At 68.9% G+C, this 25,711-nt stretch carries 18 protein-coding genes and 5 pseudogenes; 11 read left to right on the top strand and 12 right to left on the bottom strand.

Annotated elements, in window-relative coordinates; genetic code table 11:
- The first annotated feature begins 162 nt into the window (after positions 1 to 162).
- Complete coding sequence (locus ACFY4A_RS23800; protein WP_390831357.1) at positions 163 to 531, top strand: isochorismatase family protein; 369 nt, start codon at positions 163 to 165, stop codon at positions 529 to 531.
- A gap of 201 nt (positions 532 to 732) precedes the next feature.
- Here ACFY4A_RS23800 and ACFY4A_RS23795 read toward each other — a convergent pair.
- The 3 genes and pseudogenes from ACFY4A_RS23795 to ACFY4A_RS23785 form a co-directional block, all read right to left on the bottom strand.
- Positions 733 to 1,434: pseudogene (locus ACFY4A_RS23795) on the bottom strand (alpha/beta fold hydrolase); the annotation flags it as partial.
- Positions 1,435 to 1,528: 94 nt separating this feature from the next.
- Positions 1,529 to 3,274 (bottom strand): LuxR C-terminal-related transcriptional regulator, encoded by a 1,746-nt coding sequence (locus tag ACFY4A_RS23790; protein WP_390831351.1) that lies wholly within the window; start codon positions 3,272 to 3,274, stop codon positions 1,529 to 1,531.
- A gap of 578 nt (positions 3,275 to 3,852) precedes the next feature.
- A pseudogene (locus ACFY4A_RS23785) lies at positions 3,853 to 4,287 on the bottom strand (AAA family ATPase); the annotation flags it as partial.
- A gap of 371 nt (positions 4,288 to 4,658) precedes the next feature.
- On the opposite strand from ACFY4A_RS23785, the pseudogene wrbA reads away from it, so the two are divergent.
- From wrbA to ACFY4A_RS23765, 4 genes and pseudogenes are all read left to right on the top strand, one after another.
- Positions 4,659 to 5,299: pseudogene (wrbA, locus tag ACFY4A_RS23780) on the top strand (NAD(P)H:quinone oxidoreductase).
- A 64-nt stretch (positions 5,300 to 5,363) separates the two neighbouring features.
- Complete coding sequence (locus ACFY4A_RS23775) at positions 5,364 to 6,551, top strand: CE1758 family FMN-dependent luciferase-like monooxygenase (protein WP_390831350.1); 1,188 nt, start codon at positions 5,364 to 5,366, stop codon at positions 6,549 to 6,551.
- Between the two features lie 44 nt (positions 6,552 to 6,595).
- The gene (locus tag ACFY4A_RS23770) at positions 6,596 to 7,312 is read left to right on the top strand and encodes a CE1759 family FMN reductase (protein ID WP_390831349.1); all 717 of its coding nucleotides are present in this window, start codon (positions 6,596 to 6,598) and stop codon (positions 7,310 to 7,312) included.
- Positions 7,313 to 7,425: 113 nt separating this feature from the next.
- Positions 7,426 to 8,052 (top strand): TetR/AcrR family transcriptional regulator, encoded by a 627-nt coding sequence (locus ACFY4A_RS23765; RefSeq protein ID WP_390831348.1) that lies wholly within the window; start codon positions 7,426 to 7,428, stop codon positions 8,050 to 8,052.
- A gap of 24 nt (positions 8,053 to 8,076) precedes the next feature.
- On the opposite strand, the gene ACFY4A_RS23760 is transcribed toward ACFY4A_RS23765, so the two are convergent.
- The gene (locus ACFY4A_RS23760; RefSeq protein ID WP_390831347.1) at positions 8,077 to 8,550 is read right to left on the bottom strand and encodes a MarR family winged helix-turn-helix transcriptional regulator; all 474 of its coding nucleotides are present in this window, start codon (positions 8,548 to 8,550) and stop codon (positions 8,077 to 8,079) included.
- A 150-nt stretch (positions 8,551 to 8,700) separates the two neighbouring features.
- Here ACFY4A_RS23760 and ACFY4A_RS23755 point away from each other — a divergent pair, with 150 nt between their 5' ends.
- The 3 genes from ACFY4A_RS23755 (at position 8,701) to ACFY4A_RS23745 (ending at position 12,915) form a co-directional block, all read left to right on the top strand.
- The gene (locus tag ACFY4A_RS23755) at positions 8,701 to 9,261 is read left to right on the top strand and encodes an NADPH-dependent FMN reductase (protein WP_390831346.1); all 561 of its coding nucleotides are present in this window, start codon (positions 8,701 to 8,703) and stop codon (positions 9,259 to 9,261) included.
- Between the two features lie 33 nt (positions 9,262 to 9,294).
- Positions 9,295 to 9,849, top strand: a complete 555-nt coding sequence (locus tag ACFY4A_RS23750) for an ester cyclase (RefSeq protein WP_383062199.1) — start codon at positions 9,295 to 9,297, stop codon at positions 9,847 to 9,849.
- Between the two features lie 294 nt (positions 9,850 to 10,143).
- On the top strand, positions 10,144 to 12,915 hold the full coding sequence (locus ACFY4A_RS23745) for an AAA family ATPase (protein WP_390831345.1): 2,772 nt from the start codon (positions 10,144 to 10,146) through the stop codon (positions 12,913 to 12,915).
- 21 nt (positions 12,916 to 12,936) lie between these two features.
- Here ACFY4A_RS23745 and ACFY4A_RS23740 read toward each other — a convergent pair whose 3' ends face one another.
- Together ACFY4A_RS23740 and ACFY4A_RS23735 are read right to left on the bottom strand one after the other, a co-directional pair.
- The gene (locus tag ACFY4A_RS23740; protein ID WP_390831344.1) at positions 12,937 to 13,371 is read right to left on the bottom strand and encodes a universal stress protein; all 435 of its coding nucleotides are present in this window, start codon (positions 13,369 to 13,371) and stop codon (positions 12,937 to 12,939) included.
- Between the two features lie 161 nt (positions 13,372 to 13,532).
- Positions 13,533 to 14,171 (bottom strand): isochorismatase family protein, encoded by a 639-nt coding sequence (locus ACFY4A_RS23735; protein WP_384089305.1) that lies wholly within the window; start codon positions 14,169 to 14,171, stop codon positions 13,533 to 13,535.
- Positions 14,172 to 14,495: 324 nt separating this feature from the next.
- On the opposite strand from ACFY4A_RS23735, the pseudogene ACFY4A_RS23730 reads away from it, so the two are divergent.
- A pseudogene (locus tag ACFY4A_RS23730) lies at positions 14,496 to 15,964 on the top strand (IS3 family transposase).
- A gap of 344 nt (positions 15,965 to 16,308) precedes the next feature.
- Positions 16,309 to 17,022, top strand: coding sequence for an IS6 family transposase (locus ACFY4A_RS23725; protein ID WP_390831343.1), 714 nt, complete (start codon positions 16,309 to 16,311; stop codon positions 17,020 to 17,022).
- Between the two features lie 249 nt (positions 17,023 to 17,271).
- On the opposite strand, the gene ACFY4A_RS23720 is transcribed toward ACFY4A_RS23725, so the two are convergent.
- Positions 17,272 to 17,577 (bottom strand): helix-turn-helix domain-containing protein, encoded by a 306-nt coding sequence (locus ACFY4A_RS23720; protein WP_390831342.1) that lies wholly within the window; start codon positions 17,575 to 17,577, stop codon positions 17,272 to 17,274.
- Positions 17,578 to 17,642: 65 nt separating this feature from the next.
- On the opposite strand from ACFY4A_RS23720, the gene map reads away from it, so the two are divergent.
- Positions 17,643 to 18,425 (top strand): type I methionyl aminopeptidase, encoded by a 783-nt coding sequence (gene map / locus ACFY4A_RS23715; protein WP_390831341.1) that lies wholly within the window; start codon positions 17,643 to 17,645, stop codon positions 18,423 to 18,425.
- 44 nt (positions 18,426 to 18,469) lie between these two features.
- Here the strand turns inward: map and ACFY4A_RS23710 are convergent.
- The 5 genes and pseudogenes from ACFY4A_RS23710 to ACFY4A_RS23690 form a co-directional block, all read right to left on the bottom strand.
- Positions 18,470 to 18,682: pseudogene (locus ACFY4A_RS23710) on the bottom strand (Tn3 family transposase); the annotation flags it as partial.
- 80 nt (positions 18,683 to 18,762) lie between these two features.
- Positions 18,763 to 19,584 (bottom strand): nucleotidyltransferase domain-containing protein, encoded by an 822-nt coding sequence (locus ACFY4A_RS23705; protein ID WP_390831340.1) that lies wholly within the window; start codon positions 19,582 to 19,584, stop codon positions 18,763 to 18,765.
- Positions 19,585 to 19,625: 41 nt separating this feature from the next.
- Positions 19,626 to 20,039: a DUF6262 family protein gene (locus tag ACFY4A_RS23700; RefSeq protein WP_390831339.1), complete on the bottom strand. Its 414-nt coding sequence runs from the start codon at positions 20,037 to 20,039 to the stop codon at positions 19,626 to 19,628.
- 5 nt (positions 20,040 to 20,044) lie between these two features.
- Positions 20,045 to 21,847, bottom strand: a complete 1,803-nt coding sequence (locus ACFY4A_RS23695; protein ID WP_390831338.1) for a tyrosine-type recombinase/integrase — start codon at positions 21,845 to 21,847, stop codon at positions 20,045 to 20,047.
- Positions 21,848 to 22,177: 330 nt separating this feature from the next.
- Positions 22,178 to 25,594 carry a PQQ-binding-like beta-propeller repeat protein gene (locus ACFY4A_RS23690; protein ID WP_390831337.1) on the bottom strand — a complete coding sequence of 1,139 codons (3,417 nt, stop codon included), beginning with the start codon at positions 25,592 to 25,594 and terminating at the stop codon, positions 22,178 to 22,180.
- Positions 25,595 to 25,711 lie beyond the last annotated feature (117 nt).

Here is a 25,711-nt window from a genome sequence, read left to right as displayed (position 1 = left end):
CGTGCGTAGCCTGATCCGACGGGCATGGACGTCACACCGCTGGGACGAACGCCCGAACCGCCGACCCTGACCACACGCCTATCCGCGTGAACTCTAAGGGAGGCCTTCCCGGACGTCACCCCGATCGACCGGACCACCACGGCCGCGTGGTCGATCCCCGAGGTGCGCGCGGCGGTCGAGGCCACCGGTCGCCGGAAGCTCGTGATGGCGGGCCTGTCGACGGACGTCTGCCTCGCGCAGACCGTTCTCGGCGCGCTGAAGGACGGTTACGAGGTCTATTTCGTGACCGACTGCTCGGCCGGCGTGACACCCGAGGCGCACGAGGACGCGAAGACCCGGCTCGTGATGGCCGGCGCCAATCCGATCAACTGGGTCGCGGTCGCCGCCGAGTGGGCCCCCGACTACACCCGACCGGAGAAGCAGAAGATCAGCGAGGTCATGGCGCGGCGCGGCGGCACGGCGGCCATGTACACCGACTACGTCATGGATCAGGTGGCCGCGGGTGTCGTCAAGGCGCCCGACTTCATGTAGGCCCGCCCCCGCCCCGCCGTCCGCCTGCCGATATCGGACTGGAGGCACCGGCCATGGGCGATCCTCAGGCACGGCGCCTTCGCGGACCACGACAAGACGCTGTTCGACCAGATCGCGGAAGGGAACGCGGTCGCGACCCGCTGGCGCGCGAGGGGACACCAAACGAAGACCCTCCTCGGTAAACCCCTGTCCGGCCGGGTCGACGGGGAGCAGCCGGTCGCGGGATCCGTGGACGATCAGCGTTGGTGTGTCGATCGACGCGATGTCGGCGCGGAAGTCGGTGATCCAGGCAGGGATCACCGCAACGCAGGCGCGCGGGGAGGTGGCGGAGGCGATGTCCAGAAACGTCTCCGCAGCGCTGTCACCCGACTCCGTGCCGGCAGCCTTATCCGTGTTGAGGAAGAGGTCGCACAGCTCGGCGAAGTAGGCGCGTCGGTCCAGGCTTCGCGCCTTGGCCATTAACTCGTCGAAGAACGTGAGGTCGACGCCGTGTGGAGTCCCGTCGGTCCGAAGCAGGAAGGGTGGCAGGGAGGCGAGGAAGACGGCCTTGGCCACGCGTCCCGAGCCGTGCGTTCCGGGGTAGCGCGCGATCTCCCCGGTCCCCGCCGCGTGGCCCACCAGGACGGCATCGACCAGGTCCAGTTCGGCAAGCACGGAGTTCAGGTCGGCGGCGAGCGTGTCGTAGTCATAGCCGTCAGCGGCCGGTGACGAGCGGCCGAAGCCGCGGCGGTCGTACGTGATCACACGGTATCCGGCTGCCAGCAGGGCCGGAACCTGCTTGTCCCAGCTGCGGCTGTCGAGCGGGTACCCATGGGCCAGCACCACGGGCTGACCGGTTCCACGGTCCTCGTAATGGAGCTCGACGGCGCCGCTGATGTCATGGCCGATCGTGATGTGGGGCATGGCGATTCCTCATGCGGAGGTCTGCTCGCGCAGGGGGCGGGGCGGGTCCCACCTCTCCTTCAGCCTCCCGTCCTCAGGAAACGGCTGACATCGGTCATTCGACTACGGTGAGCACCTCGCCCGCGTGCGTCAGCGCCGACGTCAGTTCACGGCGTGAGGCGATGCCGAGCTTCCCGAAGACCTTGCGCAGATGCCATTCCACGGTGCGCGGGCTGAGGAACAGCTGCGCGGCGATCTCGGCATTGGTGAGGCTGTCACGGGCGAGCCGCGCGATCAGTGCCTCCTGCGCGGTGAGCGAGTCGACCGCTTCGGCGCCGTGGCGGCGTACCCGTTCACCGGTGGCCAGAAGCTCGCGACGGGCCCGCTCGGCGAACGCCTCGACGCCCATACCCGCCAACAGGTCGAAGGCGGTGCGCAGTTGGACGCGGGCATCCGTACGACGGCCCGCTCGGCGCAACCACTCCCCGTACAGCAGGTGGGCGCGGCCGAGTTCGGGGCGCAGCGGGGTCCGGCTCAGGCGGTCGATCGCCTCGCTGTAGAGGGGTTCGGCGCTCCCGCTGTCACTGAGCAGTGCGCGCGAGCGGGCCAGTAGACCGAGGCCGACATCGGTGCCGCCAGGCACGGCCGATGCCGTCAGCTGGGCCAGAGCACTGTGTGCGAGGTCCGGATGTCCAGAGCGTACGGCCGCTTCGATCAGTTCGGGCAGTGCCCAGTTCGCGACGAAGAGGTAGGGCGCACTGTCGCGGGACCGGGTGGCGGACGCCAGCGCGTCCTCGTAGCAGCCCAGGCCGTTGTAGAGGATCGAGGCCGCCCAGTTGGCGTAGGTCAGGAACACGCCCGTCCCGCTGGTCCTGCCATCCTGGACGGACGCCTCGATCAGTGGGACCGCGGTGTTCTCGTCGCCGCGCAGGCACGCGAGGACGATCGGGGCGAACAATGCGGCGGGAGCTCTCGTCGCGTCGCACACCATGTCCGCCTCAGCGATCATGGTCGCCGCCGCGGTGAAGTCCCCGCTCCATGCCGTGACGGTGGCCAGCGTGGACAGCACGATGGGCAGCAGGTCGTGCGCTCCCGCCGCCCGCATCACCTCGGCTTCCCGTTCCTGCATCGAACGCCAGGCGCTGTGGTCCCACAGAGCGATGGCCGCCGCGTGCGCGAACCAGCCCCACCGCAGGGTCTCTTCCGGTGTCGTCTCCGTTGCGGTGAAGGCGCTCACCACGTGGCGCAGGGCTGGCTCGGCCGCCGCCGGGCCGTCCGTGATCACCGCGGAGATCGCGTCCAGGATCAGTTCCGGCTTGTCCGGCTGAGGTGAGCGGGGAACCTGCCGAGCGGCGTGGCAGACGTCCGGGAGACTTCCCTCAGTGGCGAGGCCACCGGCGCACACGGCGGCCATCCACGCGGTCAAGTATGTCTCGCGGGCCAGTCCGACATCGAGCGGCACCAGTTGCTCGGCGGCCTTGAGCAGGAGTCTCGGGGCGGTGTTGCCCAGTCCCGAGGCGAAGGCGATGTGACCGCGCAGCAGCTCCGCCCGAGCGCGCTGCAACAGGTCGAGCCGCTCGGCCTCCGTGGCGGCCAGGAGCTCCAGGGCACGTTCGTACGATCCGGCCTGCAGATTGGCCTGGACGGCCGCCAGGTTCCGCTCGGTCTGCCGTACGGGATCCGCGGACAGCAGTGCCGCCCGCTCCAGGAATGCGGCGGCCGCGGCCGGCCCGCCGCGGGCGTGAGCACGGTCGGCGGACCGCTCCAGGTCCGCCGCGACTTCTTCGTCCGGCTCCGCGGCGGCCTGTGCGCGGTGCCAGGCCCTGCGGTCGGGATCGATGTCGGGATCGGTGACCGCCACCAGGGCCAGGTGTACCGCCGTTCCTGCTCCGTCGCCGACCGATAGATGGTCGAGCGCAGCAGTGGATGGCGGAACCGCACCCTCGTGCTGAATTCCGCCAGGCCCGCTTCCACCGCGGGCGTCGCCGCGTGGAGGCTGATCCCCAAGGTACGGGCGGCGCGCCGCACCAAGGGGGCGTCACCGGATGGGTCTGCGGCGGCCAGCCGCAGCAGCCGTTGAGTCGCGGAGGGCAACGACTGCAGCTGGCGGCGGAAGTTCTCTTCGAGGCTGCCACACAGTGACACCGCGGCCGGCAGGCCGAAGCCACCGGCCAGCCGGTCCGGCGTCGTACCGCGCAGCGATTCAAGGAACGCGAGCGGATTCCCACCGCACTCGGCCACGATCTGGTCCCGCACCCGCTCATCCAGTGAGCCGGTGAATACGGAGTCCAGAAGCTCGTGCGCGTACGGGTCGGCCAGTCCCGCCAGGCGTAGTTCGGGGACTCCCGCCAGTTCGTCGCGGGCGGCCCGGGTTCCGAAGACCATGGCGACCGGGTCCGCCGAGAGCCGCCGGGCGACGAAGCCCAGCGCCTGAGCCGACGTCTGGTCCAGCCACTGGTAGTCGTCGATCACGCACACCAGCGGTTGGTCACCGGTGGCTTCGGACAGGAGGCTGAGCACCGCGAGGCCGATGAGGAGAGGTTTGGGCGGCGGGCCCTCACACAGACCGAACGCCGTTCGCAACGCGTCCCGCTGCGGTGTCGGCAGCCGGTCGAGGCGATCGAGCAGGGGAGCACAGAGCTGGTGCAGCCCCGCGAAGATCAGCTCCATCTCTGACTGCATGCCGACGACGCGCAGCACACGGCAGTCGTCGGCTCGGCTCGTCAGATGGTCGAGCAGGGTCGACTTGCCAATACCGGCCTCGCCATGGACCACCAGCGCCCGGCTCTCCCCGGCGCATACAGCTCCGAGCAGTTCGGCTAACGCATCGCGTTCTTCCGTCCGGCCGACGAGTTCGGTGCGCCGCGCGCTCATCCGGGCAATCCGGTGGAAGGGGCCGCCGGCCCGGCGCAGGTCACGACGGCGGCCGTTGGCCGAAGAAGAGCTTCCACCGGGTGGCGGGTCGCCGGGCAGTGCGGATCAAGGGCCACACGCGCCTCGACGACCGCCAGAGTCCCCGTGCTGGAGAGCTCCATGGGCGGCACTCTAATCGATAGAGGTATCCCTATCCAATATTCAGGAAGCTCTGGGCGGGGTGGAACTCAGTCGGATGACTGCCCCGGGTCCGGTGACGGAACCGTGGTCGCATGACCGATGCCAGGAGGCGGCCCTAGAACCGACGCTAGGCGCGTGACCTGGGCGGCGCCTCCGAGCTGCGTCCGCCCCATGACAGAAGCGGAGTTGATATGGGAACCGTCGGTGCAGAGCTGTCCGCGCCGGTCAACGTGTCGGTGATCTATTACTCGTCGACCGGCACCGTGTTCGCCCTCGCCAAGGCGGCGGCCACAGCCGCCGAGAAGGCCGGTGCCGACGTGCGCCTGCGCAAGGTGCCCGAGCTCGCCCCGCCGAGGCGATCGCCGCCAACGCCGGCTGGTCGGCGCATCTCGAGGTCACCCAGCACGTCAAGGAGGCCGCGCACGACGATCTGGCCTGGGCCGACGTGATCCTGCTGGGAGCACCGACCCGTTACGGGCTGCCCGCCTCACAGATGAAGCAGTTCATCGACACCACCGGGCCGCTCTGGGCCCAGGGCCTGCTCATGGACAAGGTGGCGTCTTCCTTCACGGCCACGAGCACCCGTCACGGCGGCCAGGAGTCCACCATCCTCGCCCTCAACAACACCTTCTACCACTGGGGTTGTGTCATCGTCCCGCCCGGCTACGCCGACCCGATCCAGTTCCGGTCGGGCACCCCCTACGGCTCCGGGCACGTTGCTGCCACAGGCGAGGAACCGCCCGGCGAGGTCGAGCTCGCCGCGATGGAGTTCCAGACCCGGCGTGCAGTCGAGTTCGCCGCCCTGATCAAGCGGGGGCGGCTGTCCTCCTGAGCGAGGACACACGCGCAGTCACGTTGCTGCGCGGAATCTTGGACCACCGCGAAAGGCGAGCATCATGCAGTTCGGAATCTTCTCGGTCGGCGACATCGCCCCCGATCCCGTCACCGGCTACACCCAGAGCGAGGCGGAACGCATCAGCAACCTGGTGCGGATCGCCCAGCGGGCCGACGAGGTGGGCCTCGAGGTGTTCGCGCTCGGCGAGCACCACAACCCTCCGTTCATCCCGTCCTCGCCCACCACCTTGCTGGGGCACATCGCGGCGCTGACCGAACGCATCATCCTGAGCACCTCGGTGACGCTGGTGACCACGAACGACCCGGTGAAACTCGCCGAGGACTACGCCATGCTGCAGCACGTGGCGAAGGGACGGCTCGACCTCATGGTCGGGCGCGGCAACACCGTGCCGGTCTACCCGTGGTTCGGCAAGGACATCCGCAAGGGCGTGGCCCTGGCGCTGGAGAACTACAACCTGCTGCATCGCCTGTGGCGCGAGGACGTGGTCGACTGGGAGGGCGAGTTCCGCACCCCGTTGCAGGGCTTCACCTCCACCCCGCGGCCCCTGGACGACGTACCCCCCTTCGTCTGGCACGGGTCGATCCGCACACCCGAGATCGCCGAACAGGCCGCCTACTACGGCAACGGCTTCTTCGCCAATCACATCCTGGCGCCGAACCTGCACTTCAAGCCGCTCGTGGACCTCTACCGCGCCCGCTTCGAACACTACGGGCACGGCACGAAGGAGCAGGCGATCGTCGGTCTCGGCGGCCAAGCGTTCATCGCCCGGCGCTCCCAGGACGCCATCAGGACGTTCCGCCCGTACTTCGAGGAGTACCCGGTCTTCAAGGGCAGCTCGCTCGACGACTACATGGCGCGCACACCGCTGACCGTCGGCAGCCCGCAAGAGGTCATCGACAAGGTCCTCACCTTCCAGGACGGGTTCGGCGACTACCAGCGCCAGCTCTTCTCGGTCGACGGCATGGCACTGCCCGTCGAGATGGCCCTCGAACAGGTGGAACTCCTCGGCACCGAGGTCGTGCCGGTGCTCCGGAAGGAGATGGCTTCCCGGCGCGCCGCCGATGTGCCCGACGCTCCCACTCACCACTCGCTGGTCAGGGCGAAGTACGGGGACGCCGAACCGCGCCGGCCGCGCCCGAACCCGAACCGCGGTGACAACCTCTCCGGCACGTCCCCGTACCAGGACAGCGACCCGAACGTGCCGGCCAGCTTCCCGCAGGCCGTGTGACCGTGGCCGACAGCTTCCGCGCCGCGAACGAAAGAGAACCCGCCGTGACGTTGAAATCCGTCCCTCCGCACAATTCACCCGGTGCGGACACCTCAGTGAGCCTGGTCGTCGTCAGCGCCGGTGTCAGCGACCCCTCGTCGACCCGGCTGCTCGCCGACCGGACGGCGCAGAAGGCTGTCGACCTGCTCCGTGAGTCCGGAACCGAGGTGACAGTGGGCGTGATCGAGCTCGGTCCGCTCGCCGTCGACATCGCCCAGGCGATCGTGTCCGGCTTTCCCGGTGAGCGCCTGCAGTCCGCGATCGAGCGCCTGGCCGCCGCCGATGCCGTCATCGCGAGTACACCCGTGTACAAGGCCGGCATCAGCGGACTGTTCAAGTCGTTCGCAGACATCCTCGACAATGACCTGCTCATCGCCAAGCCCGTCATCCTCGCGGCCACCGCCGGAACCTCCCGCCACGCGATGGTGGTCGACGAGCAGCTACGGCCGCTGTTCGCCTTCCTGCGCGCCCTGCCGACGCCCACGTCGCTGTTCGCCGCGCCCGAGGACTGGGGCGACCCCGCCCTCGGCCGCCGGATCGAACGCGCGGCCACCGAGCTGGTGCTCCTGCTGCGTGCGGGTGTCGGACGGTCCATCGCCGACGGCGGCTGGGACGGATACCAGCACCAGTTCGGCGGCAAGGCCACTCGCGCCGAACGCGGCGTTGCCGACGTCGACTTCTCCACCGATCTCATGCGGCTCGCCGCCGGTGGATCACGCTGAGCGCGGTGGTGGCGCTGATGCGCACGCTCGCCCCCGGCTTCCCGTAGTCCCTGGGGGAGGCCAGGGCGGATAGAGTCGGTGGCGACCAGGCGGGGCGTAGCGTGAGGTGAACGGTGGGCAGCAGGAGTTACCGCTCTCGTCGTCGTACCGAAGCGGCTGCCGCGACGCGGGGGGCGATCCTGGCCGCGGCGGAGGAGCTGTTCGTCTCCCGCGGCTACTCCTGCGTCACCGTCGCTCAGATCGCCGACGCGGCCCAGGTCGCGGTCCAGACCGTCTACGCCAGTGCCGGCGGCAAGGCGGACATGCTCCGGGAACTGCTCCTTCCCGCGGTGAACGACCCCCACGTCGAGATCACCCAGCGGGCGATCGCCGCCACCGACGACCCGCGTGAGGTCATCGACATCACCGCCCGGGGCACGCGTGAGGCCCACGAGGTGCACTGGTCCACGTTGGCCGCGGTGATTCCGCAGTGTCCTTCCGAGCCGGCCGCCGCGGCCGCCCTCGATGCCGCCTCCGCCGAGTATGTGAAGGCACTGGGCACGATCGTCGAGCGACTCGATCAACTCGGGGCGCTGCGCGCCGACTTGGACCACCGACGCGCTGTCGACCTGCTCTGGTTCCATCTCGGTCAGGACGCCTGGTTCAGCCTCGTCGCCCACCGGCGGTGGAGTTTCGACGACGCCGAGGAGTGGCTGACCGCGGCTGCCAAGAGAGCACTCCTCAAGGATCCCGGAGACTGAGCCGCCCCACGGCGACACAGGGCATCAGCCGGATGTGTCCCCGGACGTCGCCACATGGCGCAGGGCGGCGGTCAGCCGGTCGAGGTCATGGCCGGTGAAATGGTCGACCAGGTGCCGTCGCACACTGGACAGGAACGTCGGCCAGGCGCGCTCCAGGCGGGCGAGTCCGGCGTCGGTCAGGACCGCGTTCCATCCGCGTTTGTCCTGATCGCTTTTGGCGCGTTCGACCCACCCCTGCTTCTCCAGCCGAATGACGACGCGGGTCATGCCGCTCAGTGAGAGGCTGCAGGCGGCGGCGAGTTCGTTCATCCGCATGGCTTTGCCCGGCGCCTCGGACAGGTGCATCAGCGGCGTGTACTCGGAGAGTGGTAGCTGAGCCTCGCGCGCGATGTCAGCGTCGACCGCGCGCGGTAGAGCCAGCATCACCCGGCTCAGCTCACGGACGAACGCCTCCTCGGTCGCGCTGAGGGGCTCCAGGTGCTGTGGGTCGGAGGGCATGGACCCACAGTAACTCCTTGACCGAGCAAGGAAACCCCCGCCATCTGCTTGACACGTCAAGGAATCTCTCGTGTACTTGCTCCGTCAAGGAAGTGCTTGACGGGGCAAGCACCTGTTCGGGTGCTCGTGAACCGAACCAAGAGGACCACCATGACCAAGATCGGCATCATCCTCGGCAGCACCCGCCCGGGACGCAACGGCGAGGCCGTCGCTCACTGGGTGTACGAGCAGGCAGCCCAGCGCACGGACGCCGAGTTCGAACTCGTCGACCTGGCGGACTTCAAGCTCCCGCTCCTCGACGAGGTCTACCCCCCATCCATGGGCCAGTACGACCAGCCGCACACCCAGGACTGGGCGCAGAAGATCGCCTCGTTCGACGGCTTCGTGATCGTCACACCCGAGTACAACCGCTCGGTCCCCGGCGCACTCAAGAACGCCATCGACTTCCTCTACGCCGAGTGGACCAACAAGGCCGTCGGCTTCGTCAGTTACGGCGCGACCGGCGGAACCCGGGCCGTGGAGCACCTGCGCCTCATCGCCGGCGAACTCCAGATGGCCGACGTGCGCACCCAGGTCGCTCTCTCCCTCTTCAACGACTTCGAGAACTTCAGCGACTTCAAGCCCCTCGACGTCCAGCGTGCCACCCTCACCACCACGCTCGACCAGGTCATCTCCTGGACCAACGCCCTCGCGCCGCTGCGCGCCAGCTGACCGCGCCCCACTCGCACGTACGAGGAGACAGCCATGGCCGTACAGAAGTCCACCGAGGCGGCGCCCGCTCCCAGCCGGCGCAAGATGATCGGAGCCCTGACCGCGTTCGGCTCAGCGGCAGCCCTCGCCGCAGTCGCCACTCCCGCCACGGCGCAGAGCCAGGACAGCAACGGCGACCCGCTCGACAGCGCCTCGCCGCGCCGCCTCATGGCCGAGTTCTACGCCACCTACAACGGGGACCTGGCCGCCGGCTTCGAGCGGTACATCTCGAAGGACCTCGTGCTCCACGGGTTCGACGGCCCCAACACCCGCGATGCCTGGGTCGCCGGCGACCTCGAACTGCAGTCGTCGCTCACCGGCTTCCACATGGACGTCTTCGATCAGATCGTGGGGGGCGACAAGGTCGTCACACGCTGGCGCATCGGCGGCGTCCACACAGGAACCATCCTTGGGATTCCGCCGTCCGGTCGCACCGTGTCCCTCACGGGAATCTCCATCGACCGCGTCGCGGGCCGCCAGTCCGTCGAGCACTGGTCCGAAGGCAACTTTGGCAGGTTCCTGGACACGATCAGGGGCAAGGACGTCTGACGCGCGAACGGCTCGGTGCGGCGCTGGGCCGTTCGCGCGTCAGACCCGCCAGAGGTCGGCCACGGCCTGGTGCGGCGCTGGGGCAAGGCCGACAAGTCCGCGAGGGTCGGCTGACACGAGTGGGTCGGACGGCCCGCGCCGCACAACCGCACCTTCGACAGAACGCACAGGTGCCAGGGGCGCGGCGTGGGCACTCCCGGGGTGCCCAGGGCAAGGTCAGGGCTCGCCACGGGCGGCAAACCAGGAGCGGCCGAGCACGCTGGCCTGTGGACAAGGGGAGGCGAGGCGCCAGCCATGAAGGACAGTGAACCGTCGAATCGGCGGTCGCAGATCGTCGGCCGCATCCGGGACGTGCAGTGGGTGTGCCAGTTCCTCGAAGGCGATTCCGGCCGCGGCCTGCACATCATCGGCGAGGCCGGCGTCGGCAAGACCACCCTGCTCGACGCGGTGGCCGAGGCCGTGAGCGAGGCGGACTGCCGCGTACTACGTGCCAACGGCGTCGAATTCGAGGCCGACGTCTCGTTCGCCGGACTCCACCAGATACTGACGCCGGTCCTGGACGACATCGAGCGGCTGCCGTCCGACTACCGCGAAGCCCTCCTGGTCGCACTCGGCTTCGGCGCGGGCCCTGCTCCGGGCCGACTGCTCCTGGTCAACGCCACCCTCACGCTGCTGCGGCAGCTCGCGGCCGAGAAGCCGCTTCTCCTGATCGTCGACGACCTGCCGTGGCTGGACCGGGCGAGCGCCGTGATCCTGGGCTTCGTCGCGCGCCGGCTGTCCGGCGGCACTGTCGGCTTCCTCGCCGCCTCGCGCACCGGCGGAGCGAACATGCTCGACCACAGCGGCCTGTACGAGACCGAGTTGGAGCCGCTCGACGACGACTCGGCGCATCTCCTTCTCGCCGCCCGCTACCCGGGCCTGGCCGCCCGGGTCCGGGCGCGGGTGGTCGCCGAGGCCCGCGGCAACCCGCTGGCCCTGATGGAGCTGCCGAGGGAACTCACCGCGTCGCAGCGGACCGCACATGAAGACCTGCCGATGGTGCTGCCGCTGGGCGAGCACCTGCGCGAGCTGTTCGTCACCCGGGTCACCGCCCTGACCGCGGACGCGCGCCGGCTCCTGCTGCTGGCCGCACTGGACGGCACGGGGGATCTGCGCGTACTCCACCGGGCCGTCGGCACCGACACGGCGGTCCTGGAGGACCTCGCGCCCGCCGAGCGCGAACGCCTCGTCCGGACCGACGGTGCGACACGCAGCCTCGCGTTCCGTCACCCACTGATCCGCGCGGCAGTCGTGGAGGCGTCCACACTGGCGCAGCGGCGAGCCGCACACCAAGCGCTGGCGGCAGCCCTCGCCGAACGCCCGGAGCGGCAGGCCTGGCACCTCGCGGAGGCAGCCATCGAACCGGACGAACAGGTGGCCCTACGACTTCAGGACGCGGCCCACGCCGTGCTGCACCGCGGCGACGCCATCGGAGCCGTCGCCGCCCTGACCAGAGCCGCCGAACTCAGCCCCGTGGCCCACGACCGGGCGCGGCGGCTCGCCGAGGCGGCCTACCTCGGTGCCGAGGCGGCCGGCGATGTGGCAGGAGCCTCGGAGCTGCTGCAACGGGCGCAGGCCGCCGAGCCCGGTTCGAGCGCCGCCCTGTACGCGGCGGCAGCGGCGGTCTACGTCCTCATCAACACCGAGGCCGACCTCATCACAGCCCACCGCCTGCTGGTCGGCGCCATCGAAGCGGCCGGACCGGACTACGACGCCGACGACCCCGCGCTCATAGACGCGCTGCACACCCTCCAACTGGTCTGCTGGTGGAGCGGTCGCGCCGATCTGTGGGCTCCGTTCGTCAACGCCGTGGGCCGTCTGAAGCCGTCCCCGCCGCCCGTACTGGCCATGGCCGCGCGCACGTTCCCCGATCCGGCGCGCACCGGGCTCGCGGCGCTCTCCGACCTGGACGGGGTCCGCGAGGTGCTGCGCCGCACGACTGATCCGACGGTACTCGTCCGAGGTGCGACTGCGACGATCTACATCGACCAGGTCGGCGAACTACGAGACCGATTGTGGGAGTTGGTCCGCCAAGGCCGTGACAGCAGCGGACAGGTGCGCCGCCACCTCGGTGCGCTGATGCACCTGTGCATGGAGGACTTCCTGACCGGCGACTGGGAGGGGGCGCAGCAACTCGCCGACGAGGGAGCGGCACTGTGTGACGCCGAGTACCCCTTCTTCGCCTGGTATTTCCAGTACAACCAAGTCCTGCTGCACGGGGCGCGCGGCGAGGTGGAAGCTGGGGAAGCCCTGGCCGAACGGATGGTGCGCTGGGGCACGCGCAGGGGCGTCGGCGCGGCGGTTGCCTTCGCCCACCAGGCGCGGACCTTGGTCTGCCTGGGCAGTGGCGACTACGAGGCCGCCTACCGCCATGCGACCGCCCTCACCCCGGCCGGGACCCTGGCCCTGTACAAGGCACACGCCCTGTGGGGTGCGTACGACCTGATCGAGGCTGCCGTACGCACCGGCCGCGACGCCGAGGCCGCCGCGCATCTGCGGGCCCTGCGCGAGCTGGATGTCGCGAGACTGTCCGACCGGCACGCGATGCTGGTCGAAGGCGCGGCCGGCCTGTGCGCCCCGGAGGATGAGGCGGTCGCGCACCTTCAGCAGGCGCTGTCGGTGCCGGGAGCGGACCGTTGGGCCTTCGAGGCGGCGCGGATCCGGCTGGCGCTCGGTGAGCGATTGCGGCGTACCAGCGCCAAGGGGCTGGCCCGCGTGCCGCTGACCGCTGCCGCGGGCGCCTTCGTCCGGCTCGGGGCCGCGCCGTGGGCGGAACGGGCCCGAATGGAACTGCGCGCGACCGGGCAGCCGACCCTGCCCGAGGGCACCCAGTCCTTGCTGACGCCGCAGGAACTGGAGATCGCGCACCTGGCGGCGTCCGGCCTGAGCAACAAGCAGATCGGGGAACGGCTCTACATCTCGCACCGGACCGTCGGCGCCCACCTGTACAAGGTGTATCCGAAACTCGGGATCACCACGCGGGCTGCTCTGCGCGACGCGCTGAACGCGATGGACGGCGACGGGTGAGTCCCGCCGGTCCCTGAGCGCTCAGCCCTGGTCCAAGCCCGCTTCCGGGGCGAGCAGGACGGCGACCGGGCTGGTGTGGGAGACTGCGTCGCTGACGCGAGGGTTGAAGAAGGCGGCGACCGCACCTCGGTGATGCGGACTGAGGACGACGAGGTCCGCTCCGACCTCCTTGACGGCGAGGGAGATGACACTGGGTATCTGCCGGGTCATGGCGTCGACAGTGACCCCGCGGGCGGCGACGCCCATTTCCCGGAGACCGCCGAGCACGTCCTTGAGGATCTCGTCGGCTTCGGGGTACTCCTCCAGGGGTACGACCGTGTCCCAGGCGATCGTTGACGCGGCGACGTGCACGACGTGAACCTCGGCACCGGTCAACCGAGCCAACTCGCCAGCCGTGCGGACCGCGCAGTGTCGGGCAGGGCTCGGATCGACGGCAACGAGGATGCTCTTGAACATGGGATCCTTCCCTCTTACGAGGCAGGCGCGACGAGCCACGAATGCCTGTGGCGAAACACGTACGGTGCGCGGCTGGCGCGGCCCGGTGGGCATGACGCACCACGGGCCGCGCGTCGCATCTCAGCCCCGACGCGAACGGCTACTTGGACGAGTCTCCGCCGTCACACCAGTCCCTTGGGCTCCACGAACTGCGGGTCCCGCTTGAGCGCCGCCCACTCCTCCTTGTAGGGCACCCACAGCTCGCGGGCCGCCTCGGCGAGCGGCGACTTCCAGTCCCGGAACCACTCCGCCATGAGCGCGATCGTGGTCACCGGCACCGCGCCCGCCTGCACGAGCCTGAGCACCGAAGTGTCGTGGATCTCCTTGGTCGCGTCACCCACCGCGTCCGCGACGAACGCGACCTCGTAGCCGTCGGCGATCGCGTCGATTGCCGGGAAGGTCAGACACACCGACGTGACGATGCCCGCCATCACCACCTTCTTGCGCCCGGTCGCCTTGATAGCGTCCACGAAGGCGGCGTCCTCCCAGGCGTTCATCTGGGACCGGTCGATCTCCTCGACATCGGGCAGCTCCGCCCGGATCGTCTTGATGGTCGGCCCGTTGACCCCCATCTCGACGCCGACAGTGCTGAGTACCACCGGGACGCCGATGGCCTTGGCGAACTTCGCCAGGTAGCGGGTGTTGAGCTCTATGACCCTTCGATCCTGCTCGAAGATCAGATCGAGCACCCCGTCCTGATAGTCGATCAGTGCCAGAGCGGACTCTGACGCATCGAAAATGGGCTGCCTCTTCTCACTCATCTCTCTGCCTTTCACATGGTTCGTTTGTCACAGGACAGTCAACGGCGCGGGCAATTCCTCGCTGAGGGACGACGTCGCATCCGCTGAGACCCGAGTCTCGTGCGCCTGAGTGAGAGCCACATCCGTCAAGCAACTGGTAGTCCGGACGCGCGCTGCTCCCAGTCATTCGACTGCCACACGGCTGATGACTGTCAAAGGCTCACCGCTTGACTTGCGGGAACGCTTGCTGGCCTGGTCTGTTGCTAGCCCTCTCTGTCAAAGTAGGTCGAGTCAGGCATACTGGATGATTCATTGAGTCGAGGGCGGAGAAGGAGCAGTGCCCGGGTGGCCAGCACGAACGACCACGGGACCCCTGATCCGCAGGTGGAAGCCCGGTCGACCGGTCCGCGCCGGTATACCGCGGAGTACAAGGCGAGGATCCTCGCCGAGTACGAGTCGTTGGACAAGAAGGGCAAGGGTGCTCTGCTGCGGCGGGAGGGCCTGTACTCGTCGTTGATCACGACGTGGCGGCAGCAGCGGGACAAGGGCGCCCTGGACGCGCTCGCCGCGCCGGCCGGACGGCCGAAGGCGGACCCGCGGGACAGGGAGATCGCGAAGCTGAAGGCGGAGAAGGCCCGCCTGGAGGCCGATCTCACCAAGGCCCGCACGGTCATCGAGGTCCAGGGAAAACTCTCCGCGCTGCTCGACCAGTTCGCCACGGACAGCGCCCCGATCCGCAACGGCGAGAACACCAAGTGACCGGGGCCGACCCCACGGCCGTGTTCGACGCTGCCCGCGACCAGGCCCTCGAGGAGCTCACCGGGCTGGTCGGACGCGTCCAGGCGTGCACCGCGCTCGGCGTGAGCCGGGCCACCTACTACCGCCACCACCGCCGCAGCCCCGCCCCGGCCAGGCCGCGGCAAAAACGGCGCCGGCACCCCCGCGCGCTCACCCCGGAGGAGGAGATACGGGTCCTCGACGTGCTCCACTCCCCGGAGTTCGCCGACATGGCGCCCGCCGAGATCTACGCGATCCTCCTCGACCGGGGTGTCTACCTGTGCTCGGAGTCGACGATGTACCGGCTGCTGCGACGGCACGGCGAGGTCCGTGAACGCCGCCGCCAGGCCGCCCACCCGCCAAGGACCGTTCCCGAGCTGATCGCCGAGGGCCCGAACCGGGTCTGGAGCTGGGACATCACGAAGCTGAAAGGCCCGGTCAAGGGCGTCTACTACTGCCTCTACACGATCATCGACATCTTCAGCCGCTACACGGTCGGCTGGATGATCGCCGACCGGGAGAACAAGGACCTCGCCGAGCGGTTCCTGTCCGAGACCATCGCCAAGTACGTTATCGGACCAGGACAGTTGACGATCCACTCGGACCGCGGGTCCCCAATGGTCGCGCAGAACGTCGCCCAGATGATGGCCGGCCTCGGCGTCACCAAGTCCCACTCCAGACCGAAGACGTCGAACGACAACCCCTACAGCGAGAGCCAGTACAAGACCCTGAAATACCGGCACGACTTCCCGGACCGCTTCGGCTCCCTCGAGGACGCCCGAGCCTGGTGCACCCGCTTCTTCACCTGGTACAACGAGGAGCACCGCCACTCCGGGATCGGCCTGCACACCCCTTACGACGTGCACTTCGGCCTCGCCGATCAGCTCCGCGAGATGCGTGCCGACGTCCTCCAGGCGGTCTACGCCAAGCACCCCGAACGCTTCGTCCGCAAGCCGCCGGAGCCCCCGAAGCTCCCCGAAGCGGCCTGGATCAACAGGCCGGCACCAGACGACCCACTGATCCCGACACAACGTTAGAACGACCTACCTGCCTTGATCGCTTTGACAGGTTCCGTAGAGCGGCGATTGCTCCAGCCCGACCTACCGGACCCGCCTCTGACGGCTTACGTGGGGGCTGATGATCTTGCCTGGGGCAGCACGGCCCGGGGACGGTGAGGTGCAGCGAGCGGGGCGGAGATCGGCGCCCACAGCGGCAGTCTTGAGACGGGGCCCGGAAAGTCGCATACGTTGCCGTGCCCGTCCACGATTGATCCACTGCGCGGTATTCGGCCAGGTCCGATGGCTTTGTGCCATTGGCTCTGTCAGGTTGCCGAAGGGGCGTGGGAGGTTCTTGATGGTGATCGTTGCGGGAGGGGCCGGTCGTGGAGTCCGAGGTGTCGCCGTCGTACAAGGGGTATCGGTTCCCGGCCGAGGTGATCGGTCACGCGGTGTGGCTGTATCACCGTTTCCCACTCTCGTATCGGGAGGTCGAGGAGCTCCTGTTCGAGCGGGGCATCACGGTCTCGTACGAGACGGTCCGTGCCTGGTGCGCGACGTTCGGCCCCGCCTACGCCCGGAACCTGCGTCGCCGCCGGCCCCGCCCGGGCGACAAGTGGCACATGGACGAGGTGTTCATCAAAGTCAACGGGAAGAGGCGGTATCTCTGGCGGGCCGTCGACCAGGACGGCAACGTCCTGGACATTCTGGTGCAGAGCAAGCGTGATGGCCGGGCTGCGAAACGCTTCTTCCGCAAGCTGCTGAAGGATCTTGAGTACGTACCCCGTGTACTCGTCACGGACAAGCTCCGCAGCTACGGCGTCGCCCACCGCGAGGTCATGCCCTCGGTGGAGCACCGCAGCTCGAAGTACTTGAACAACCGTGCAGAGAACAGCCATCAGCCCACGAGGCAGCACGAGAGGGCTATGAAGAACTTCCGCTCAACGGGTACGGCGCAGAGATTCCTCGCCGCGTTCTCAAGGATCTCGACACTCTTCCGGCCCCGCCGGCATCTAATCACAGCGAGTGACTACCGTGCCGAGATGACCGAACGATTCCGCCTCTGGAAGACCGTCACCGGCGCGGCCGCGCACGCCTGAGCACCGTGCACGGCACGGCACCCGAGCGCCATCAGTACGCCACAACTCACCTGCCACACACGCAACTTGACAAGGCCTGCCCGTCTCTCTTTCTGCTTCCCGAAGGGCCAGGAGAGCGGTGCTGTCGAAACTGGTGAACATTCAGCCCGGGCGCCGCGGCCCGCCGCCTCCCGAACCGGTGTCGATGTGCTGCCCCTTCTCGTGGACAGAGCCATCGCTGGCTCATGCGTACTTGATGTGGAGTGGGTGTTACGAAATCAGCGATGGACGCCGTGCGACATGCAGGACCGACTGGTCCTCGACGATTCGCTCCGCCCGGTTGATCTCGGCCCAGACGGCGTCGAGAGACAGGCCGAGGGTGTCGGCGATCGCTGCGATGGTCGGGAAGGCGGGGGTGGCCACACGGCCGGATTCGATCTTCCGCAAGGTTTCCGGCGAGATGCGCGAAGCGAGCGCCACGTCCAGCATCGAGCGGCAGCCCCGGGCTCGGCGGAGCAGGGCGCCAAGGCGCTGTCCGCGTTCTACCTCGGCGGGGGTGAGCGGCAACCTGACCATGACCCCATTCTAATACCGGTACAGTTAGACCGGGATAGTTATTGGACACACGTGAGAGGTCCCCCATGATTGAGATCCTGAACTCCGCGCGGCTTGAGCGGGCGAGGGACACCGGCGCTCTGGTCGGAAACATCCTGCACACACTGAAGCAGCGCAGCACGGTCGGGACGAACCTGCTGGACATCGACCAGTGGGCCAAAGAGATGATCACCGAGGCGGGAGCGCAGTCCTGCTACGTCGACTACGCACCTTCCTTCGGGCGCGGCCCGTTCGGGCACTACATCTGCACGGCCGTCAATGACGGAGTGCTCCACGGGCGGCCTCACAACTACACGCTGGCAGACGGGGATCTGCTGACTCTCGACCTCGCCGTAGCCAGGGGCGGGGTGGCCGCGGACGCCGCGATCAGCTTTCTGGTGGGCAAAGCCAGGCCAGCGGAGAGCGTCGCGATGATCGAGACGACCGAACGTGCACTCGCCGCCGGCATCGCCGCCGCCAAGCCTGGGGCGCGCATCGGCGACCTCTCCCACGCCATCGGCACGGTCCTCAGCAAGGCGGGCTACCCGATCAACACCGAGTTCGGAGGCCACGGCATCGGCTCGACCATGCACCAGGACCCCCACATCGCGAACACCGGACGGCCAGGCCGCGGATACAAGCTGCGCCCCGGACTGCTGCTCGCTCTGGAGCCCTGGGTCATGGCCGACACTGCCACACTCGTCACCGACGCCGACGGTTGGACGCTGCGCAGCGCGACAGGCTGCCGGACCGCGCACAGCGAGCACACCATCGCCATCACCGACAACGGAGCCGAAATTCTCACCCTGCCCACGCAGGCACGACCATAGGAGGGCGCTGTAACGAGTGGCCCAGCGGGCCGGGTGCGCCGCCGTCAATCTTCGTCGTCCTCGACAGCCTCCGGGTCCCGGAAGGGGCGCAGGCCCTGACCGGGTCCGCTGGCCTTGATGTTGAACAGATAGCGGCCCAGGAAGTTGATGTGCCGGTCCTTGAGCGGGGAGAGGCGGACCACGTCCTCGTTCTTGATGTCGTGGCCCTCGGCGCGGAGCTGGGCGACGGCGGCATCCAGGTAGCGGGTGTTCCACAGCGTATCCGGGGCAATCGGGTGAGCGGGCCGTATTTGTGCAGGTAGAACACTTGCGGTCGCGTCCGTGACGGTGCGCCCCGTCACCCTGGGGAGAGGTTGTCCAAGACATCGGCGGCCAGCTGGTCCGCGTCGTCGATCGCGGTGGTGAGCTCGTCCGGGGTGGCGCCCAGTGCGCCGAACAGGGCGTGGGCTCGTGCGGAGAAGTTGGCCGGAGCGGTCGGGAACTGCCCTGCCGCTTGGACGGCTCCTTTCTCGTTGAGCACCCAGCACCGGGCCTGGGCGTGCAGGGCGTGCACGAGGAGTCCCACCACGTGGAATAGGCAGCCGGCGATGTAGAAGGCGTCGCCGCGGGTCACGCCTTTGCGGGCGATGGACAAGGTGAATGGCACTTCCCATCGCGCGTTGGCGACCAGCGAGTCACGTAGGGGCTGCGGGTATGAGGTCTGGATCTGTTCCTGCAAGGCGGCCAGTTCGCCGGTGGGGTCTGCGAGGATGCGTCCGATGGCTACCTCACCGGCGTAGGCGTGCGAGTAGACCCCGAGCGGGTGGCCTGGCTGGGTGCCTACTTCGAAGTGTCCGGCTTGGCACTGCTGCCAGATCCGGTGCACGCGGTCGAGGCCGCGGTAGATCCAGTCGATGTGTGCCCCGTCGACGGTCAGCCAGCCACCGCCGTCGACCCAGGGACCCCATCCGCCCGGCTCGGTCACTTCGACCGTGCCGCCGGTCAGCTCGGTGGCGAGCAGGCGCAGGGCGGCGGTGTCCAGCGGAGGGCGGTAGTAGAGGCCAAGATCGAAGTCGGAGTCGGGCCTATGCGTGCCGCGTGCCCGGCTGCCGCCGAGGCAGACTGCGACGATGCCGCCGATGCCGGCCAGCCGGTTCGCGATCTCCGTCACTTGGTCCACTGGGTGGAGTCTGCCGAACGGGAGCGGTCCTGGCGACTGGATTACCGGTGACGGCTCGCGCCAGGGCCGAGGCGGCGTCGCAGTTCGAGGTTCTCGCTCTGTGCGGCTTCGAGGGCCTGCCGCAGGGCCTGGACCTCGTCGCGATGCCGCTGCTTGAGCTCGGCGAGCTGGGCGGTGAGGGTGCGCACGACGCTGCTGGGCGAGTCGTCGGGCGGCTGCGTGGCTGGTCGTGGCGGGTGGTTTCGCTGCTGGGACCTCAGCTGCTCGACGCGCTGGCGGATCTCGGTGGACCGGTAGAGGAAGTCGAGTGAGACGTCGGCGGTCTGGGCGAGGCCGCGGAAGGTGATGGGCTGTCCGCGGCGGATCATCTCCCGCAGGCCCTTCTCGGCGCGGGCCTGGGCGGCGGCGCTCTTGCGGGCGGCGGCCTGGCGGAGGTTGTCGGGGTTGCCGCGCATGCCAGTCAGCTCCCGTCCTGGCTGCGAGTGATCGCGTCGGTGCGGGCGTCGACACCGGCGCCGCGGACGGCCCGGTGTGGCCCGTCGGCGAGGCGGGTCTGTTCCAGCTTGAGGATGATGCGTCCGAGGGCGTCCTGTTCCTGGCGGCGTCCGGCGAGCCAGACGTTGTCCTCGCTCATCGGCTGTCCGGTCCGGACCGTGAAAGCGTTCTGCCGTTCCTCGATGAGCTGGGTGGTGAGTTCGGGCAGGAAGGTGGCGTCTGTGGCGAACTTGTCGCAGGTCAGGCAGGCGTTCCCCTTCGCGCAGGCCTGACGGGGTGGCAGCAGGCATAGCCCGTTGGGCAGGATGCGGTCGGTGCGTTTGTCGAGCTCCAGCATGTCGTAGAGGTCGTGTGGGTCGGTGGACAGTTCCCGGGCGTTGGCGGTGATCTTCCGGTAGCGCAGGAACTCGCGCTCGTGGGTCTCGGCGAGGGTTTGCGCGTAGTTCATCAGCATGGTTGGCGACATGTGGCCGAAGTAGCGCTGGACGACGTGCAGTGGGACGCCGGCATTGAGGAGGCTGGTGGCCTTGGTGTGCCGGAATCGGTGGGTGCGGTTGAAGTCCACCAGACGCCCGGCCTCGTCCCGGGTGTCGAGCCGCGTGGCGAACTCGGTGAGCTTGTCGCGGACGACCTCGACGGTCAGCGGCCGGTCGGCCCGGCGGTTGAGCTTGCGGGCTAGGAACAGGTACTTCGGCTGGGTGCCGGGGAACCAGTCGGCAGCCCGGTGCTCGTCGACCCACTGCTGCTGAGCCCGGATGATCGCGACGATCTCGGAGTCCACGAGGATCGTGTCCGGTGCCTTGTCGATTTTGGTCTGCTGGTAGCGGAGCTTGGCGACGAAGGCGCCTTCGTCCTCCGGAGCCGGGGTGGGGCGGTTCAGGGGCAGTAGCGGGTCGCGGTCGAGCATGACGATCTCGCTGATCCGCCGCCCGGTGCGGGCCAGCAGCATCAGCACGTGCATGACCTGCGGGTCGCCGAGTCCGCCCTTCTCCTCCGGGCGCCCGAGGAGCTCGATGTTCGCCATGATCTGGCTGAGCTCGCTGTCACCGATGACGTACTGGAGGTCGGGGCGGACGCGGGGGCGCTTCTTGTCGCTGCGTCGCCAGAGCACAGTGTGGTGGGGCCCCAGTTGCAGCCAGCCGGGCTCGTTGAGGGCGCGGGCGGCGGTCTCCTGGTTGTCGTGCATGAAGACGTAGAACTGCTCGATATCGGTGATCAGGTCGGTGATCCGCAGCTGGGACAGGGGCTTGCCTCGGTTCGGCCCGCCGCGGGCCGGGAGCTGACACAGGTGGCTGCGGTAGTCGAGCATGAAGGCCCGCAGTGCGGCGGCGTCGTCGCATAGCCAGGGGCCTGGCACGGGCTGCTGTTCGAGGTAGTCGCCCAGGAAGCCGATGCCACCCCGGCGGGCCCGGGCGGTGGACCAGGTTAGTTCGCCGGTCTCCATGTGCACCTTCAAGTGCCACTGGAGCCCCCGCCGTAGCCAGAAGGGATTGAGGCTGTGGAAGGAAATCCGACCCGCCCCCTGCGGTTCGTGCGGGCGGCGGGGAATGCGAGGGTCGAGCCGCAGTCCCCAGGTCTCACGCTGCCACCACGGCTGCTCGTCGCAGGCCCACCACAGCATCTGGTAGCAGCGTCGCAGCACGCGCTCGATCGCCCGGCGGGTGCTGAGCGCCGGGAGTTCGCCGGTCCGGCGGGCGCGGGTGGCGGCCAGCGTCCGGTACCACCACTGCGGTGTCCGCTCCAGCAGCGAGACCGGAGCCTGGGGCATGGCCTGGAACGCGTCGTTCAGTCGTCACCAACCTGACATGCCGTCACTGACGCCCACCCACCGACACCAAACCAGCACATCGCACGTAACACAGCTCCCGGTCGACAGAGACAGACACGGGTCATCCCCTGGGGGCGGTGGCAGACCAGTGTCAGGTAGATGCCGGTTCGGGCGCGCAACTGCAGGAGGCGCATCGCGCGGCGGGCGGTGAGGCGGTGCGCGCGCAGCACGGTGGGCCGGGTGACGGGAAGGGCAGTGATGTGGTCCCGTTGGGAGTGGAGCGCCGCGAGTTGCCTCCCTTGGAGGGGGAGGCAACTCGCGGCGGGTTGATCAGTCCTCGCGCAGGTGGCGGGCGGCCAGTGCGTGGAGGGTGCCGTCTTCCGTAAGGGCGAAGACGTAGTCACCGCTGACGGTGAGCGCCGAGGTCACGCCGGAGCCGAGGTTGTACTCGGTCAGGAGCTTGCCGGTGGCACGATCCAGGACGAGCAGGCGGCCGTCGCGGGTGCCCGCGTACACCAGTTCCTTGGTTGCCAGGGCGTGCATCGTGGGCGATCCGGGACCCTCAGTGCACCCCCTGGCGACGTTCCACTTGTTGTCCAGCGGGCTCCTGCCGGGCAGGTAGCCGACCTTGGTCTCCCAGACCGGCTTGGACGGGTCGGCCGCGCTGGTGTCGTAGGCGCGGATGACGCCGTCACGGCTGGCGATGTAGGCAGTGCTGCCCCAGATCGCGGGGCTGGTCAGCGGGGCGGGGCCGTCCTCGCACGCCCCCGGAGCCTCCCAGCCGCCGCCCAAGGGGGACTTCCACAGCTCAGCACCGGTGCTGAGGTCGTGCCCGCGGACGCCGCTCTCCGTCATCGTCACCAGCTGCGGGTTGCCCGTGGCCGGGTCGGTCAGGGCCGGGGAGGAGTGGCTGCCGATGCCGCCGCCGGTGTCCTTCGCCCACAGCTGGCGGCAGCCGACGAGGTCCATGGCGACCACCGTGTTGCTGGAACCGGAGTGCAGGTAGGCGATGTCGGAGCCGGGCTGGCGAACAGCCGTGCTGTGGAACTGGCCCCAGCTCGCCGCGCCCCCGAAGCCGCCCAGCAGGTCGCCGGTCTTGGCGTCACGGCACTCGATCTTGCCCCAGTTCTGGTAGACGGCGACCGTGCGCGGCTCGGCCTTCAGGTCGAAGACGGTGACCGGACCACCGGCCCGGCCGTACCGGCGGACGGTGTCGCCGTGCTGCTGCTCGTCCTCGATCTTCTGCCAGACGACGTGGCCGTCCTTGGCGTCCAGCGCGTAGATCCGGCCGACGGCGGTGGTTATGTAGACCTTGCCGTCGTGGTAGGTCGGTGCCGACTCGGCGTCACCGTCCAGGTAGGTGCGCCAGATCTCGCGGCCGGACTTGATGTCGTAGGCCAGCATCATGTGGTGCGGCGAGTCGAACGCCCGGGAGGAGACGATCACCTTGCCGTCCGCCACGACCGAACCGTTGAGGTTGAACTGCTCGCCGGTGTTGGCCGCCCACTGCAGGTCGAGCTTGGTGCCCGGGTCGTCGCTGCTGTCGGAGCGGCCCGCCTCGTCGCGGCCCTGACGCAGCCAGTCCTGGCCGGTCTTCGGCGCGGCGATCTTGTCTTCGGGCACCACCGTGAAGGTGTTGGTGACGGTGGGCCACGCCTTGCCCCGCGTGTCGACCGCGGTCATCTCGGCCGTGTAGGTGCCCGGCTCCATGCCGGGGAGGTTGTCGCTGACCCGGGTCCAGGAGGTCCGGGCCTCCGGGCAGGGCTCCCGGGTGCCGCCGGGGGCCGTGTAGCAGTTCTCGATACCGGTCTTGCGGACCTTGGTGCCGAACTTCATCCGCTCCTGGTGCCAGGCGATGCGGCCGCGTGAGTCGCGGATGGTCAGTGAGGCCGTGTCCGGGGTGCGCCCGGCGTCCTCGGTGTACAGCTCGATCGGGATTCCGGCGCTGTCGCCGTGCACACTGTCCTGCGCGGGGCTGACCAGCGCGACCGCGTTGCGGACGGCGAACTGGCGGTGGGTGCCCATCACATAGCCGGTGTCCTCGTTGCGCTTCGTGTTCGGGTCGTCGTAGATGCCCTTGAAGTCGAGGATCTTGAAGTCCGGGTGGGAACCGTCAATGCCGTAGGTGCCCCCCTGGTTGTTGACCTCAACCGAGCGGTCGAAGGCGCCACGGCGGTACTCGGCCTGCTGGTTGTGGCCCGCGGCGAACATGCGCACGTCGTACTTCGACAGCTCGTCGATGGTCGGCTGCATGCCGGCCCCCGGACCCCACTTGGTGAACAGGGACCGGTGCGCGAAGACCATCACCTGCTTGCCGACGGCGTGGCGCTTGAGGTCCTCGCGCAGCCAGTCCAGCTGCGGCTTCAGGCCGCTGGAGTCGTAGTTGTCCTCAAGGACGACGATGTGACGGCCGTTGCGGTCGAAGCTGTACCACTCCGGGCCCATGTTCTTGCGCCAGTACTCCATGCTGCCGGCATAGCCCTGGGAGGTGGCGGTGCCGCCGAAGTCGTGGTTGCCGATCACCGGGTAGAAGGGCATGCCGAGCTTGCCCTCGGTCAGGCCCTTGCGCAGGATGTCGTAGCCGCCCTGACGCCGCGGCTCCGCTGCGTAGTCGGTGACAGTGTTGTCACCGGTCGTGATCGCCATCGTGGCACCGTCGACCTGGGACATCGCCTCGACCTGACCGGTCCAGTTCGGCAGGGTGGTACGCGCTGCGCCGTCCGTGGTGTTGCTGACCTCGCTGTCCGAGCTCATCAACCACTTTTCGGTGGGGTTGGCAGCGTTCTTGTCCTTGACGAGGGCGAAGTCGATGCCGGAGCCACCCTCCTCCGGGACCTTGTGGAAGAACTGCGGGACGTAGTCCTCGCGCAGTGCGGGGGTGTAGCCGTTCGGGGAGACGATGTTGACGATGTCGGTCTCCCGGCGGGTCGGGTCCATCTGCAGGCTGTACGAGCCGTCGGGGCCGGTCGTGGCCCAGACGGAGCCGTCGTTGACGTCGACCCCGGGCATCGGAGCCTCGCCGGCGTCGCGCTTGCCGTTGCCGTTGGTGTCCTCGAAGACCGTGCCCGTGACGGTGACCGTGTTCGCCGCTGCCTCCTGGGCGAGCGGCGCGGCCGCGGCCACCTGGGGAGCCAGACAGGACAGCGCCACCGCGCCGACGGTGGCCAGCTTCACCGGCTTGCGGTTGGCGCCGACCTTGGCGGCCAGCTGGGCGAGCTGGAGCCGCCCGGTGCGGATCTGCCACACCACGAGCAGCAGCGCGGCGGCCAGCGCGATGCCGAGCGCCACCACTGCCCACGGGAAGGTGGGGAGCGCGTGGGCACCCGATGCGTCCACGACGGGGGTCTGCGCGTTGGCGTCGGCCGTGGTGCCGTCGAACTCGGCGACGACCTGGGTCAGCCCGCCCTGCTTCAGCATGGCGCTCAGGTCGAGCTTGTCGACGTGGCAGTTCCACGCGAGCTCGACCACGACACCGCCGGGGACGCCGCCGGAGTCTCCGGCGACGCCGGAGCCGGTGGCGGGGCAGCTGGAGGTGCTCAGCAGGTGCGACGCCCAAGCGCCGGCGTTCTGCGGTGACACCACGTCACGGTGGACGATCAGCCGCCCGCTGGTGACGTCGTTCTTGGTGGAGACGACGAGTTCGCCGTGCTGCGGCGACACATGCGCCGCGGCAGGCTGCGCACAGAAGCCCAGGATCAAGGAGAGCAGCGCGAGGCCTAGACCAGCTGCTCTGCGTAGGAATCTCATGGACAAGGAAGCTAGCTTGACTGGACAGCCTGCCGGTTGGGAAAGAGCGATCTTCATCGAAGAGTCCATGGGAATTCATGCGAGGGCGCGTGAGGCCCGCCCATGGCGGCGCCGCCC

This window comes from Streptomyces sp. NPDC001292, assembly GCF_042896465.1.
In the GTDB taxonomy this organism is placed as follows: Bacteria; Actinomycetota; Actinomycetes; order Streptomycetales; family Streptomycetaceae; genus Streptomyces.
This window is presented reverse-complemented; position numbering and strand designations above follow the sequence as displayed.

Coding starts and splice junctions, on each gene's coding strand:
- ACFY4A_RS23775 (WP_390831350.1), top strand. CDS start 5,364: ATGCAGTTCGGAATCTTCTCGGTCGGCGACATCGCCCCCGATCCCGTC.
- ACFY4A_RS23760 (WP_390831347.1), bottom strand. CDS start 8,550: ATGCCCTCCGACCCACAGCACCTGGAGCCCCTCAGCGCGACCGAGGAG.
- ACFY4A_RS23755 (WP_390831346.1), top strand. CDS start 8,701: ATGACCAAGATCGGCATCATCCTCGGCAGCACCCGCCCGGGACGCAAC.
- ACFY4A_RS23750 (WP_383062199.1), top strand. CDS start 9,295: ATGGCCGTACAGAAGTCCACCGAGGCGGCGCCCGCTCCCAGCCGGCGC.
- ACFY4A_RS23745 (WP_390831345.1), top strand. CDS start 10,144: ATGAAGGACAGTGAACCGTCGAATCGGCGGTCGCAGATCGTCGGCCGC.
- ACFY4A_RS23740 (WP_390831344.1), bottom strand. CDS start 13,371: ATGTTCAAGAGCATCCTCGTTGCCGTCGATCCGAGCCCTGCCCGACAC.
- ACFY4A_RS23735 (WP_384089305.1), bottom strand. CDS start 14,171: ATGAGTGAGAAGAGGCAGCCCATTTTCGATGCGTCAGAGTCCGCTCTG.
- ACFY4A_RS23720 (WP_390831342.1), bottom strand. CDS start 17,577: ATGGTCAGGTTGCCGCTCACCCCCGCCGAGGTAGAACGCGGACAGCGC.
- map (WP_390831341.1), top strand. CDS start 17,643: ATGATTGAGATCCTGAACTCCGCGCGGCTTGAGCGGGCGAGGGACACC.
- ACFY4A_RS23700 (WP_390831339.1), bottom strand. CDS start 20,039: ATGCGCGGCAACCCCGACAACCTCCGCCAGGCCGCCGCCCGCAAGAGC.
- ACFY4A_RS23695 (WP_390831338.1), bottom strand. CDS start 21,847: ATGCCCCAGGCTCCGGTCTCGCTGCTGGAGCGGACACCGCAGTGGTGG.
- ACFY4A_RS23690 (WP_390831337.1), bottom strand. CDS start 25,594: ATGAGATTCCTACGCAGAGCAGCTGGTCTAGGCCTCGCGCTGCTCTCC.